The organism is Bacillus sp. HSf4, from assembly GCF_029537375.1.
GTDB lineage: Bacteria > Bacillota > Bacilli > Bacillales > Bacillaceae > Bacillus > Bacillus sonorensis_A.
In genome coordinates, this window is sequence record NZ_CP120679.1 from 1,821,416 (window position 1) to 1,835,802 (window position 14,387).

The following is a 14,387-nucleotide window of genomic DNA, read 5'->3' on the forward strand; positions in this document are numbered from 1 at the left end:
AACAGCATGTCTGCAAGAGATTTATCTATTTTATCCGGCGTTGTCCTCATCGTGGCAATGCTTATCATTCCCTTTCCAACATGGATGTTAAGCATTTTAATTATCGTTAATATTTCTCTTGCGTTAATCGTGCTTCTCACCACAATGAACATGCAAGAACCGCTGCAATTTTCGATTTTTCCTTCTTTATTGCTGCTGCTTACCCTGTTTCGTTTAGGGCTGAACGTATCGACAACCCGTTCGATTTTGTCGAACGGTGATGCCGGGAAAGTCGTCGAAACATTCGGGTCTTTCGTCGTCGGCGGCAATGTTTTAGTCGGTCTCGTCGTTTTCATCATCTTGATCATCATCCAATTCATCGTCATTACAAAAGGGGCCGAGCGGGTTTCCGAAGTTGCTGCGAGATTTACGCTCGATGCCATGCCGGGAAAACAGATGAGCATCGATGCCGATCTGAACGCCGGTATGGTGACCGAACAGGAAGCGAAAGTCCGCCGGGAAAAAGTGGCCCGGGAAGCGGATTTCTACGGAGCGATGGACGGTGCCAGCAAATTCGTCAAAGGGGATGCGATCGCCGGGATCATCATCGTTCTCATCAACGTCCTTTTCGGGATCATCATCGGCATGCTGCAGAAACAGATGAGCATACAGGATGCTGCATCACATTTTACGCTCTTGTCCGTTGGGGATGGAATCGTATCACAGCTCCCCGCGCTTCTGATCTCAACAGCGACGGGTATCGTCGTCACAAGGGCTGCATCAGAAGGGAATCTTGGCCACGATATTACAGGCCAGCTGTTTGCTTATCCGAAGCTCTTGTATGTCACAGCCGGAACGATTTTCTTATTGGGTCTGTTCACACCGATCGGCATTCTGCTGACCGGGCCTTTGGCACTCCTCCTCGCGTTTGGCGCCTACATGCTTTCTAAAGCCGGAGATGAAAAGGAAAAAGAGGAAGATATCTTAGAGGAAGAAGCGGAAGTGGATGAATTGAAAAGTCCGGAAAGCGTCGTTCATCTGCTTGATATCGATCCGATCGAATTTGAATTCGGCTACGGACTGATCCCTCTCGCAGATACGAATCAAGGCGGGGATCTTTTGGACCGAATCGTGATGATCAGGCGGCAGCTCGCCATCGAGCTCGGTCTCGTGATTCCGGTCGTCAGGATCAGGGACAACATCGCCCTGCAGCCGAATGAGTACAGGCTGAAAATCAAAGGAAACGAAGCAGCCAAAGGCGAGCTTCTCCTCGATCACTTTTTGGCGATGTCGCCGACTGGTGAGGATGATCAAATCGAAGGGATTGATACGGTTGAGCCATCCTTTGGGCTTCCGGCTAAGTGGATTTCCGAATCTCAAAAAGATCAGGCTGAAATGCTCGGGTACACGGTCGTTGATCCGGCTTCAGTCGTGTCGACACATATTACCGAACAAGTGAAAAAGCACGCCCATGAACTGATTGGCAGACAGGAAACAAAGCAGCTGATCGACCATTTGAAAGAGTCGTATCCTGTTTTGGTCGAAGAAGTGACGCCGAACCCGCTGTCTGTCGGTGATATTCAAAAAGTACTGGCTAAACTGCTCAAAGAAAAAGTGTCCATCCGCAATCTGGTGACGATTTTTGAAACCTTGGCGGACTATGGAAAGCTGACGACAGATTCAGACATGCTGACAGAGTATGCAAGGCAGTCTCTTGCCAAGCAGATCACAGCCCAATATGCAAAGGAAAACGAGACACTGAAAGTGGTGACCTGCTCGGGACGGGTTGAAAAGGCCGTCGCCGAAGGTATCCAGCAGACCGAACACGGCAACTATCTGTCTCTTGAACCGGCAGTATCCGAAAATATCATTCAATCTGTCGCAAGGGAAATCGAACAGCTTTCATTAAGACAGGAAATGCCGATTCTGCTATGCTCGCCGCCAGTCAGAATGTATGTCAAACAGCTCTTGGAGCGATATTTCCCTGATCTGCCGGTTCTTTCATATAACGAACTGGAGGCCAATGTTGAAGTTCAAAGTATCGGGGTGGTGGATATTCAATGAAAATCAAAAAGTTTGTAGCTGGTTCCATGCAGGAAGCCACAAAGCAAATAAGACAAGAGCTCGGAAATGACGCCGTGATCCTCAACTCCAAAAAGATCCAAACGAGAAAGTTTCTCGGTCTGGTCAAAAAGCCGGGCGTTGAAGTGATCGCTGTTGTTGACCAAGACTTTTCCGATTCGCCAAAACCGCTCGAGAAACCGAAAGCTGCTTTCCCAGAACAAAGCTTTACACCCGTAAAGTCTGATTTGGCAGACCAGGTCAAAGAGCTAAAACAACTGCTTGAAGTGCATCGGCATGACGAACCAGTTGATGTGTTGCCAGAGCCGCTGAAAAAAGCGGACCGGCTTCTCGCAAAGCAAGGTGTATCAACCGCCATCCGCACGAAAGCGTTGGGTGATTTAATCAGCACCCCTTTAAAAAACGGTGAACAGTGGACGGAAGAACAGGTGCTTCACCGCTTGACAGACGCTTTAGCCGAGCTTCTGCCTGAAAATCCTGAGAAAGATATGATCATTCGTTCACAGTATGTCGTCCTGTTCGGCCCGACCGGGGTCGGCAAAACGACGACATTGGCCAAGCTTGCCGCTACATCTGTACTGGAAGAACAAAAAAGAATCGCCTTTATTACGACAGATACATACAGGATTGCGGCCGTCGACCAGTTGAAAACGTATGCCGAGCTTCTGAATGCTCCGCTTGAAGTGTGCTATACGAAAGAGGAATTTCAAGCAGCACAGCAAAAATTTGCCGATTTCGATCATGTGTTCATCGATACAGCGGGCCGCAATTTCAAAGATGGACAATACGTCAGGGAGCTGCAGGAGACCATTCCGTTTGAACGGAAGATTCAGGCGTTTCTCGTCCTGTCTGCAACAAGCAAATATGAGGATATGAAAGAACTGATCAGACAGTTTTCCAGCGTCCCAATCGACCATTTGATTTTCACGAAAGTGGATGAAACCGATTCATTGGGGAGCGTCATGAATCTGCTGGCTGAATCGAGAATCGGTCTCGGCTATATGACAAACGGCCAAAACGTTCCGGAAGATATCCGCTGCTTGTCAAACGCATCTTTTGTCAGACTGCTTACGGGGTGTTGAACATGGATCAGGCAGAAAGCTTACGAAAACGAATGGAAGAGCGCCTTTTCGAGCCGCCCGCCGTGTATCGAAAAAAAGCGAAAACACTGGCTGTGATCAGCGGCAAGGGAGGCGTGGGAAAGTCCAATCTATCGCTGAATACGGCGCTGGCACTTTCAGAAAAAGGAAAAAACGTCCTTTTGATCGATCTTGATGTCGGAATGGGGAACATCGACATCCTGATCGGCCGGCAGTCTCTTTACACCATGATGGATGTATTGAATCAAAAAATGCCTTTTGACCGCGCTGTCTCTACAGGTCCGAAGGGGGTTCGATATATTGCGGGCGGGACGGGGCTGAACACGCTGTTTGAATTAAGCCGTGAGAAATGGTCGTTTTTTCTTCAGGAACTGTCAGCTGTTATGGGGGATTTTGACCATGTGCTGTTTGACATGGGAGCGGGATTGTCAAAAGACCAGCTGCCCTTCGTCCTTGCAGCCGACGAAATCCTGGTTGTCACCACGCCTGAGCCGACATCCATTATGGATGCCTACAGTGCAATCAAGCATCTGGCGCTGACCCGGCAGAAGCTGCAGATGAAGGTCGTTGTCAACCGCTGCACAAGCCAAAAGGACGGAATATCCGCTTTTCTGCGCCTTTCCAAAACAGTAAACGCGTTTTTGCAGGAAAACCTGGCATACGCAGGACCGATTCCTGAGGATTCGATCGTCTCAAAAGCCGTTGTGGAGCAGGTTCCGTTTCTGATGAAGAATCCGCGCTCAAAACCGAGCAGGGCGGTTTACCTTTTGGCAGATTCGCTGCTTGAGGACGACAACAAGGATCCCGGTGAAACTCGGTCGTTTATCGATAAATTATCTTCATTTTTGAGGAGGGGCAATGCAACATGATTCGTGTTCTTGTCGTTGATGACTCTGCTTTTATGAGAAAAATGATCACCAAGTTTTTAACAACCAATCATCAGATTGCTGTGGCAGGAACGGCAAGAAACGGAGAGGAAGCGCTCCAAAAAATAAAGGAGCTCCGTCCGGATGTGGTTACGCTAGACATGGAAATGCCTGTGATGAACGGAAAAGAAACATTGAAAAGGATCATGGCAGACGACCCTCTACCCGTCGTCATGGTATCGAGCCTGACGCAGCAGGGGGCGGAAATCACGATTGAATGTCTTGAGCTCGGGGCGGTTGATTTTGTCGCGAAGCCTTCAGGATCCATTTCCATCGACCTGTACAAAGTAAGGGACACCATGATTGAAAAGGTGGTGACGGCCGGACGGGCGAAGGTGAAAGCCCGCCCTGCACCGCTGCCAATGAAGGCAGAGCCCGCGTCAGGTTCGATGAATATCAATAATCCGACACGTTCGCCCGCTGCAAAGCAGCTTGTTTGCATCGGTACATCAACAGGGGGACCGAAAGCGCTGCAAAGAGTGCTTCCTAGGCTTCCCAAAACCATGAAGGCGCCTGTTTTTGTTGTTCAGCATATGCCCGCGGGGTTTACGGCCTCATTGGCAAACAGGCTGAACCACCTCTCTGAAGTAACCGTGAAGGAGGCTGAAGACGGTGAGAGAGCGAAAAACGGCTGGGTCTATATTGCCCCCGGAGGGAAAAACATGTCCGTGCGTCTTGATATGGGCGAATTGGTGATTTCCCTCGATAACCGCGATACAGCCAGTCGCCATAAACCATCTGTCGACTATCTGTTCAACTCGCTGGCATCGCTCAGAGACTTTGAAAAAATCGCCGTCATCATGACTGGAATGGGAAGCGACGGGACGGAAGGCGTCAAAGGCCTTTTGACGCACGGAGGAGGAAAGGTGATCGCCGAATCTGCCGAATCGTCCGTCGTATTCGGGATGCCAAAGGCAGTCATCAACACCGGACTTGCGGATGAGATCAAACATGTTGATGAAATTGCTGCAGCTATTATGACTTATATGAAAAAAGAGAGGGCGTGACTCATATGGAGATGAACCAATATTTAGACGTCTTTATTGAAGAAAGTAAAGAACATTTGCAAACCTGTAATGAAAAATTGCTCGAACTCGAAAAAAACCCATCAGATCTGCAGCTTGTCAACGATATTTTCCGAGCGGCTCACACCTTAAAAGGAATGAGCGCGACAATGGGCTATGAAGATATGGCTCATTTAACACACAGCCTTGAAAATGTGCTGGACGCCATCCGCAACGAGGAGATGACCATTACCTCAGACTGGATGGATGTCATGTTTGAAGCGCTCGATGATCTGGAAGCGATCGTCCTTTCGATCATTGACGGCGGCGACGGCAAAAGGAATGTCTCCGAAGTCTGCGCCAAGCTCGATGTAACCGGGGCTAACAAAGAAACAGCAGCAGCGGTTGAAACAGCCGCTGCCGAATCCTCCGGCGCGAAATGGACTTATGACGAATTTCAGCGAACAGTCATAGCCGAAGCGGAAGAGCAGGGCTTTACATGCTATGAAATTGCCGTTTCCCTTAAAGAGGACTGCCTCTTAAAAGGTGTGCGCGTGTATATGGTGTTCGAGCAGCTAAATGAAATCGGCGAGGTCGTCAAAACGATTCCGGAGACGGAAGTCCTTGAAGCCGAAGATTTCGATTCAGAATTCAACATCTGCTTTTTAAGCAAACAAAAAGCAGACGAGATTTTCAGCAAAATAAACAGCGTTTCCGAAATCGAGAAAATAGAAGTAACGGAGCTGAAAAACGACTTTTCGGCAGCAGAACAACAGAATCCCGCTCCTGATAAAGCAGACGCTCCCAAAGAGAAGGTAGAAAAGCCGAAAAAAGCAAAACAGGCGCAAGACAAAAAAGAAGCGGCAAAACCGGCCGCAGGCGGCGGAACGAAAACGATCCGCGTTAACATTGACCGCCTCGATTCTTTAATGAACCTGTTCGAAGAACTTGTCATTGACAGGGGGCGCTTAGAGCAAATCGCCAAAGAGCTGGAACACGGCGAATTAACGGAAACCGTCGAACGGATGACAAGAATTTCCGGAGATTTGCAGTCGATCATTCTCAATATGAGAATGGTGCCGGTCGAAACGGTGTTCAACCGATTCCCGCGCATGGTCCGCCAGCTGACGAAGGAATTAAACAAAAAGATTGAACTTACCATTTTCGGAGCGGAAACAGAACTTGACCGTACAGTTATCGATGAAATCGGCGACCCGCTCGTCCATCTGTTGAGAAACAGCCTTGACCACGGGATTGAAGCGCCTGAAGTCAGGGTCAAAAACGGAAAGCCTGAAACAGGCCAAGTCCGCCTGAAAGCCTACCATAGCGGAAACCATGTCTTCATCGAAGTAGAGGATGACGGTGCGGGCATCAACCGTAAAAAAGTGCTGGAAAAAGCGCTTGAGCGCAATGTCATTACTGAACGTGAAGCGGAAACCATCGAAGACCACGAGATCGATGCGCTGATTTTTGCGCCGGGATTTTCAACGGCCGATCAAATCTCCGATATTTCCGGACGCGGCGTCGGATTGGACGTTGTCAAGAGCAAGCTTGAATCACTTGGCGGATCTGTCAGCATCAAATCTAGCGAAGGCGAAGGATCGCTCTTTTCGATTCAGCTGCCGCTGACACTATCCATCATATCCGTGCTGTTAGTCAAGCTTGAAAAAGAAACGTTCGCGATCCCGATTTCTTCTATTATAGAAACGGCTGTCATCGACAAGAAGGACATCCTTCAAACGCATGACCGCGAAGTCATTGATTTCAGGGGCCATATCGTGCCGGTGGTTTACCTGAAAGAGCAGTTTAAAGTCGAGGATTCTTCAGATGATCTTGATCAGCTTCATGTCATCGTCGTGAAGAAAGGAGATAAGCTGACGGCCTTTGTTGTCGACTCCTTTATCGGCCAGCAGGAAGTCGTATTAAAATCACTGGGTGATTATTTAACAAATGTCTTTGCCATTTCTGGTGCGACGATTTTGGGAGACGGACAAGTTGCCCTGATCATCGATTGCAACGCCCTTATTAAATAGAAAGCGAAAGGAGAGCGATCCTCTTGACCACACAGACAACCACCGGTGAAAAAATGATCGTATTCAAAGTGAATCATAAAGAATATGCCATATCTGTTTCAGAAGTCATGTCGATTGAAAAGTGGCAGCAGCCTACAAGGGTGCCAGGAGTTGAATCTTATATTTGCGGTGTCATCAATTTAAGAGGTGTCGTCACACCTGTCATTGATTTAAGGAAGCGGATCGGGGCGCCTGGAGACACGATCACGGATGAAACGAGAATTATCATCATCACCCATCAGGACATTGAAGTCGGCTGGGTGGTAGATGAAGCCAATGACGTTATCACCGTTGAAGAAGGGGAAATCGAATCAGCTCCGGAAACTTCCAGAAAAGATGGCAGACAATGGATTAAAGGGATTGTCAAACAAGGCTCCAGACTTCTGAACCTGATCGACTCTGAAGCCGTGTTAAACAGGAAGTCAAGCCTTGCTGCAGCTTCCGAAAATGCGAAGAAATAAGGAGCCTGGAGATGAGCATTTTTAACGGAATTAAAGAAGAGCATCTTGATATTTTGCGTGAAGTCGGAAATATTGGAGCGGGCCACTCTGCCTCTGCTTTAGCGAATTTGCTGAACAGAAAAATCGAGATGGAAGTGCCGTTCGTCAAACTGATGTCGTTTGATGAGCTTGTGAATCTGTTCGGCGGTGCAGACCTTCCCGTAGCCAGCATCTTTTTGCGCATGGAAGGGGATTTTCCGGGCTCAATGTTCGTTATTATGCCTTTTTCAGAGGCTGAACAACTGGTCAGGGAGCTTGTTTCCAACCCCGAATTTAAAATCGATCAAATGACACCGGACGATATGGGCGCCTCCGCTCTGCACGAACTGGGGAATATTATGGCGGGTTCGTATTTGACAGCTTTAGCAAATTTGACAAACCGGCAGATGTATCCGAGCGTCCCGGAGCTGACGCTTGACATGTTCGGAGCCGTCATCAGCGAAGGCCTGATCGAGCTCAGCCAAGTCGGAGACCAGGTCATTGTCATTGACAACTCCATATTTGACGAAGAGAACAACCGGAAGGTAAAAGCGCATTTGTTCCTTTTGCCCGACTACGATTCGTTTGAAAAGCTCTTTCATTCGTTGGGTGCAGCGCTATGAAAATGATAGAAAAAGAGACTGCTATTATCAGAGTGGGCATTGCCGATGTGAAAATCGCCCACAGCCCCGACAGGATCCGGACATCTGGCCTCGGTTCCTGCGTCGGGCTTGTCATTTATGATCTCGAACAAAAGACGGCGGGGCTCGTCCACGTCATGCTTCCCGATTCTTCCCTTTCAAAGACAGCGGATATCAATCTGGCAAAATATGCGGACACCGCTGTCAGTGCAACGGTCAACATGCTGCTGGAAGCAGGCTGCCGAAAGTTTGCCCTGAAAGCGAAGATGGCCGGGGGAGCGGAAATGTTTAAATTTAAGATGACAAATGATCTGATGAAAGTCGGGCCAAGAAATGTACTGGCGATTAAAAAACATCTATCTCTCTTGAATATCCCGATTATAAGCGAGGATACAGGCGGAAACAGCGGAAGGACGATCGAGTTTGATCCGCAGTCGGCCGAGCTTGTCATCCGGACAGTAAAACAAGGTGTAACAACGATTTAATATGCAATATAGGGGGATAATGATGCAATCCTTGAACTATGAAGATCAGATGCTTTGGTCGCGGTGGAAAGAATGGAAAGATCCTCAGGCCGGCGATGATTTAATCCGCCGCTATATGCCGCTTGTCACTTATCATGTCGGCCGGATAGCCGTCGGCTTGCCCAAATCCGTTCACAAAGACGATTTGGTCAGCCTCGGCATGCTGGGTTTGTATGATGCCCTTGAAAAATTTGACCCGGGGAGGGATCTGAAGTTTGATACATACGCTTCTTTCAGAATCAGGGGCGCTATTATCGACGGTCTCAGAAAAGAGGATTGGCTTCCGAGAACATCCCGGGAAAAAACGAAAAAGGTGGAGGCTGCGATTGAAAAGCTTGAACAGCGCTACTTGCGCAATGTATCGCCAAGCGAAATCGCAGAGGAACTGGGAATGACTGAACAAGATGTCGTCACAACCATCAACGAAGGATTTTTTGCAAATCTCCTTTCAATCGATGAAAAGCTTCACGACCATGAAGACGGAGAGAATGTTCAGGTCATGATAAGGGATGACAAAACGAGCACACCCGAGGAAAAAATGCTCAAAGACGAGCTGATCTCGCAGCTTGCAGAAAAAATAAACGAGCTTTCCGAAAAAGAACAGATTGTGATCAGCTTATTCTATAAAGAAGAGCTGACGCTGACGGAAATTGGCCAGGTTTTGAATTTGTCCACCTCCCGCATTTCCCAGATCCACTCCAAGGCGCTTTTTAAATTGAAGCACCTTCTTGATAAAGCGGTACAATCATGATTTAGCTGCTGGCCTTGCCGGCAGCATTTTTTAGGCTGCTTTTAAAAAAGGTATTTTTAAAAATTCATGGTTAGCGGGTGAAAAATATGTCAACAATATTATGGCTTGTGAGCTTCACACTCCACGGAATATTGATCTATTTTGTCATCATTCTCAATGCGAGGCTCAGCGCCTTTAAGGCTGCGGAAATGGAACAGAAGCAGCTTCTTGAAGAAACCGAGAACACACTGACCGCCTTTCTGATGGAGCTGAAAGACGAAAATGAAAGATTAGTCCGCACGCTTGAGAAAGATGATGAAATCGGGATTCAAAAAGCCGAGCCGCAGGCGGAAGCTCCCGCTGAAGCTGCAGCCGGCATCCCGGAAACGGAAGAAGACGCGAGTTTGCCGCTTCACATTGAATCGATGATCGGTGAAGTGGAAAGAAAGGAGGATGAGCTGAATCAAGAGGAGTACGAAGATTCTGCCGCATCCTTTGAAAAACAGGCTCTCGCCTTGCATGATGAGGGCTTGTCGCCAGAAGAGATTGCAAGACAATTAAAAAGCGGCAAAACAGAAGTGGAGCTTTTCTTAAAATTTCGCGGAAAGCTGAAAAACGATTCTTGATTGTCGGGTAAGCTTATGTTATATTATTTCTTGGTGTTAATTACACACGCTTAACGATTTATGCAAGCGGTGCTGTGCGGTCTCCGTGCAGTCCTGCATAAAGATGACCTAAGCGGAGGAAAAAAACCATTATATTAGGAGGAAATAACACATGTCAGTCATTTCTATGAAGCAATTGCTTGAAGCTGGTGTTCACTTCGGCCACCAAACGCGCCGCTGGAACCCAAAAATGAAGCGCTACATCTTCACGGAGCGTAACGGCATCTACATCATCGACCTTCAAAAAACGGTCAAAAAAGTTGAGGAAGCTTACAACTTCACGAAAAACCTTGCAGCTGACGGAGGAAAAATCCTTTTTGTCGGTACGAAAAAGCAAGCTCAAGACTCCGTTAAAGAAGAAGCGGAACGTTCTGGAATGTACTATGTCAACCAACGCTGGCTCGGCGGTACATTAACCAACTTTGAAACGATCCAAAAGCGTATCAAACGCCTTAAAGATATCGAAAAAATGCAAGAAAACGGCACATTTGACGTGCTTCCTAAAAAAGAAGTCGTTCAATTGAAAAAAGAACTTGAGCGTCTTGAAAAATTCCTCGGCGGAATCAAAGAGATGAAAGAGCTTCCTGACGCACTGTTCATCATCGATCCTCGCAAAGAGCGCATCGCTGTTGCAGAAGCGCGCAAATTGAACATTCCGATCATCGGAATCGTTGACACAAACTGCGATCCGGATGAAATCGACGTTGTCATCCCTGCGAACGACGACGCGATCCGCGCTGTTAAACTGCTGACTTCTAAAATGGCAGATGCGATTCTGGAAGCAAAACAAGGTGAAGAAACAGCTGAAACAGAAGAGACAGAAGCAGAAACAACTGAAACAACAACTGCTTAACCTGATCAAAAGGTGATAAGGGGGAACTGCCTTTTATCACCTTTTTTTTCACCAGATAAACATTTACATATTTTGTTTGGATTATAAGGAGGAAAATCACTATGGCAATTAGTGCACAAATGGTAAAAGAGCTTCGTCAAAAAACCGGTGCAGGCATGATGGACTGCAAGAAAGCGTTAACTGAAACTGACGGAGACATGGAAAAAGCAATCGACCTTCTCAGAGAAAAAGGTATTGCAAAAGCTGCGAAAAAAGCTGACCGCGTCGCTGCTGAAGGTCTGACTCTCGTGAAAACAAACGGCAACACAGGCGTGATTTTGGAAGTGAACTCAGAAACTGACTTCGTTGCGAAAAACGAAGGCTTCAAAACGCTTTTAAATGACCTGGCTGATCATCTTCTTGCCGAAAAGCCTGAAAACCTTGAAACTGCTATGAGCCAAAAAATGGCAAACGGTTCAACTGTTGAAGAATACATCACAAGCGCGGTTGCCAAAATCGGAGAAAAAATCACGCTTCGCCGCTTCGCTGTCTTGACAAAAGGCGATGACGCCGCATTCGGCGCATACTTGCACATGGGCGGAAAAATCGGCGTGTTGACCGTTCTAAACGGCACGACAGACGAAGAAACTGCGAAGGACATCGCAATGCACGTTGCGGCTGTAAACCCTCGCTACATTAACCGCGACCAGGTATCTGAAGAAGAAGTGAGCCGCGAGCGCGAAGTCTTGACTCAACAAGCTCTTCAAGAAGGAAAACCTGAAAACATCGTCGCTAAAATGGTTGAAGGCCGTTTGAACAAATACTTCGAAGAAATCTGCCTGCTTGACCAATCATTCGTTAAAAACCCGGATGAAAAAGTGAAGCAAGTCGTGGCTGCGAAAAACGCAACAGTTGAAACATATGTCCGCTATGAAGTTGGAGAAGGAATCGAAAAACGCCAAGAAAACTTTGCTGAAGAAGTTATGAACCAAGTGAAAAAATAAGATTGAAAAGCCGCTTGCCTAAGATAAGGCGGATCTTTTCAAAGAAATAGGGGACACAATTTGTGTCCCTATTTTTAAAACAGTTTACAAACCTTTTTTTCTCTTGCATAATAAATAACGGCAAGCATGCACTTGGAGGTTATTATGGAAAAACCAAAGTATAATCGTATTGTATTAAAGCTTAGCGGAGAAGCGCTTGCTGGCGAACAGGGCAACGGCATCAACCCGACGGTGATCCAATCGATTGCCAAACAGGTGAAGGAAATTGCTGAGCTCGATGTTGAAGTGGCGGTCGTCGTCGGTGGCGGCAACCTGTGGCGCGGCAAGACAGGCAGCGATCTCGGAATGGACCGCGCGACAGCGGATTACATGGGAATGCTTGCAACCGTCATGAATTCGCTGGCGCTTCAGGACAGCCTGGAAACGCTCGGAATTCAATCGAGAGTTCAGACATCGATCGAAATGCGGCAGGTCGCTGAGCCATACATAAGAAGAAAAGCGATTCGCCATCTTGAAAAGAAGCGCGTCGTCATCTTCGCCGCCGGTACAGGCAATCCATATTTCTCAACGGACACGACAGCGGCGCTCAGAGCAGCCGAAATTGAGGCCGATGTCATTTTGATGGCCAAAAACAATGTCGACGGTGTCTACAACGCCGACCCGAGAACGGATGAAACGGCCGTAAAATATGAAAAATTGTCTTATCTGGACGTTTTAAAAGACGGCTTGGCCGTCATGGACTCAACCGCTTCTTCCCTATGCATGGATAACGACATCCCGCTGATCGTCTTTTCCATCATGGAAGAAGGAAACATTAAAAGAGCCGTTATCGGCGAACCAATCGGAACAATTGTAAGGGGGAAATAATGTGTCAAATCAAGTGATGAATGAAACAAAAGAACGGATGGAAAAAGCGGTAACAGCATACCAGCGCGAGTTGGCCACCGTCCGTGCAGGACGTGCAAATCCGGCGCTCTTGGACAAAGTCACAGTCGAATACTACGGAGCGCAAACGCCTTTAAACCAGCTTGCGTCCATCAATGTTCCAGAAGCGCGCATGCTTGTCATCACACCATATGATAAAACGGCACTCGGAGACATCGAAAAAGCGATTCAGAAAGCCGATTTAGGCGTAACTCCGACAAACGACGGCAGCATTATCCGGATCACGATTCCTCCTTTAACAGAGGAGCGGAGAAAAGAGCTTGTCAAGCTTGTCAAGAAATACTCTGAAGAAGCGAAAGTCGCCGTCCGCAACATTCGCCGTGACGCAAATGACGACCTGAAAAAATTAGAGAAGAATGGTGAAATGACTGAAGATGAATTGCGCTCTTCAACTGAAGACGTGCAAAAGCTGACAGATGAATACGTGTCAAAAATCGATGAGATCACAAAAGATAAAGAGAAAGAAATCATGGAAGTTTAACCAAAAACTCTGTACAATAGATAATAGTGAAAAGACCCTCTCATGTTTACAGGGGGTTTTTTTGTTAATACTGTTGTTATCTAGCAGGATCAAACAGGAAAGCAACCTTTTGGGTGATGGAGGAATCTCATGCTCAATATACTCAAAAATTGGAAGAATCAGCATTCAGCGGCTTCCAACATGGAAAGTTACACAAAAGAAAATATTTTAAAGGGAGAAATTCCAGAACATATTGCCATCATAATGGACGGAAATGGCCGATGGGCAAAAAAACGCGCGATGCCCCGCATCGCTGGGCATCATGAAGGCATGAAGGTGGTCAGAGAGACAACGAAGCTTGCAAATGAGCTCGGTGTCAAAGCGTTGACTTTGTATGCTTTTTCCACGGAAAATTGGAAGCGTCCGAAGCTTGAGGTTGATTTTCTGATGAAACTGCCTGAAGAGTTTCTGGGCACGTATCTGCCGGAGCTGGTCGAGGAGAATGTTCGAGTGCGCATTACCGGTGATAAGGAAGGTCTGCCTCCGCATACGATTCGCGCGGTTGAACGAGCAATTCGCGACACGGAAAACAATGACGGACTTATACTTAATTTTGCATTGAATTACGGAGGCCGGGCAGAGATTGCGAATGCTGCAAAGAAAATCGCCGAAGAAGCAAAAAAAGGCGCATTGAATACGGAGGAGATTGATGAAAAGCTCTTTTCTGAATATTTGATGACAGAAGCTTTGCAAGATCCGGATTTGCTGATTCGAACAAGCGGCGAGATCAGACTGAGCAATTTTATGCTTTGGCAGCTTGCCTACAGTGAATTTTTATTCACTGATGTATTATGGCCTGATTTTAAAGAGGCTCACTTCCTGCAGGCTATCGGAGAATATCAGCGTCGCGGGAGAAGGTTTGGCGGAATTTAGAGGATGGTGCA

Annotated in this window: 15 protein-coding genes; all 15 read left to right on the top strand. The window is 47.3% G+C overall.

From position 1 onward, the window contains the following. Positions 1 to 6: 6 nt before the first annotated feature. The 15 genes from flhA (at position 7) to P3X63_RS09395 (ending at position 14,376) form a co-directional block, all read left to right on the top strand. Positions 7 to 2,043 carry a flagellar biosynthesis protein FlhA gene (gene flhA, locus P3X63_RS09325; RefSeq protein WP_026586981.1) on the top strand — a complete coding sequence of 679 codons (2,037 nt, stop codon included), beginning with the start codon at positions 7 to 9 and terminating at the stop codon, positions 2,041 to 2,043. Next, a complete protein-coding gene (flhF, locus tag P3X63_RS09330; protein WP_026586982.1) occupies positions 2,040 to 3,143 on the top strand; it encodes a flagellar biosynthesis GTPase FlhF in 1,104 nt (367 codons plus the stop codon). Before flhA ends, flhF begins: the two co-directional genes overlap by 4 nt. A 2-nt stretch (positions 3,144 to 3,145) precedes the next feature. Further along, complete coding sequence (locus P3X63_RS09335) at positions 3,146 to 4,030, top strand: MinD/ParA family protein (RefSeq protein WP_077736840.1); 885 nt, start codon at positions 3,146 to 3,148, stop codon at positions 4,028 to 4,030. Then, complete coding sequence (locus P3X63_RS09340) at positions 4,027 to 5,094, top strand: protein-glutamate methylesterase/protein-glutamine glutaminase (RefSeq protein ID WP_026586984.1); 1,068 nt, start codon at positions 4,027 to 4,029, stop codon at positions 5,092 to 5,094. The genes P3X63_RS09335 and P3X63_RS09340 overlap by 4 nt, the downstream gene beginning before the upstream one ends. 5 nt (positions 5,095 to 5,099) lie before the next feature. Then, positions 5,100 to 7,124 (top strand): chemotaxis protein CheA, encoded by a 2,025-nt coding sequence (locus P3X63_RS09345; RefSeq protein ID WP_077736839.1) that lies wholly within the window; start codon positions 5,100 to 5,102, stop codon positions 7,122 to 7,124. 23 nt (positions 7,125 to 7,147) lie between these two features. Then, a complete protein-coding gene (locus P3X63_RS09350) occupies positions 7,148 to 7,624 on the top strand; it encodes a chemotaxis protein CheW (RefSeq protein ID WP_026586986.1) in 477 nt (158 codons plus the stop codon). Between the two features lie 11 nt (positions 7,625 to 7,635). Next, complete coding sequence (locus P3X63_RS09355; protein WP_026586987.1) at positions 7,636 to 8,265, top strand: chemotaxis protein CheC; 630 nt, start codon at positions 7,636 to 7,638, stop codon at positions 8,263 to 8,265. After that, complete coding sequence (locus tag P3X63_RS09360; RefSeq protein ID WP_077736837.1) at positions 8,262 to 8,768, top strand: chemotaxis protein CheD; 507 nt, start codon at positions 8,262 to 8,264, stop codon at positions 8,766 to 8,768. Before P3X63_RS09355 ends, P3X63_RS09360 begins: the two co-directional genes overlap by 4 nt. A 22-nt stretch (positions 8,769 to 8,790) precedes the next feature. After that, complete coding sequence (locus P3X63_RS09365; RefSeq protein ID WP_026586989.1) at positions 8,791 to 9,558, top strand: FliA/WhiG family RNA polymerase sigma factor; 768 nt, start codon at positions 8,791 to 8,793, stop codon at positions 9,556 to 9,558. An 86-nt stretch (positions 9,559 to 9,644) separates the two neighbouring features. Beyond that, entirely contained in the window at positions 9,645 to 10,163 is a 519-nt protein-coding gene (locus tag P3X63_RS09370) for a DUF6115 domain-containing protein (protein WP_026586990.1), read from the top strand. A 151-nt stretch (positions 10,164 to 10,314) separates the two neighbouring features. Then, positions 10,315 to 11,055, top strand: coding sequence for a 30S ribosomal protein S2 (gene rpsB, locus P3X63_RS09375; protein WP_026586991.1), 741 nt, complete (start codon positions 10,315 to 10,317; stop codon positions 11,053 to 11,055). Positions 11,056 to 11,156: 101 nt separating this feature from the next. Then, positions 11,157 to 12,038, top strand: coding sequence for a translation elongation factor Ts (tsf, locus tag P3X63_RS09380; protein ID WP_026586992.1), 882 nt, complete (start codon positions 11,157 to 11,159; stop codon positions 12,036 to 12,038). 144 nt (positions 12,039 to 12,182) lie between these two features. Beyond that, positions 12,183 to 12,905, top strand: coding sequence for a UMP kinase (gene pyrH, locus P3X63_RS09385; protein ID WP_026586993.1), 723 nt, complete (start codon positions 12,183 to 12,185; stop codon positions 12,903 to 12,905). 16 nt (positions 12,906 to 12,921) lie between these two features. Next, positions 12,922 to 13,464 (top strand): ribosome recycling factor, encoded by a 543-nt coding sequence (gene frr / locus P3X63_RS09390; protein WP_372709737.1) that lies wholly within the window; start codon positions 12,922 to 12,924, stop codon positions 13,462 to 13,464. Between the two features lie 129 nt (positions 13,465 to 13,593). Beyond that, positions 13,594 to 14,376 carry an undecaprenyl pyrophosphate synthase gene (locus P3X63_RS09395; protein WP_026586995.1) on the top strand — a complete coding sequence of 261 codons (783 nt, stop codon included), beginning with the start codon at positions 13,594 to 13,596 and terminating at the stop codon, positions 14,374 to 14,376. The last annotated feature ends 11 nt before the right edge of the window (positions 14,377 to 14,387 follow it).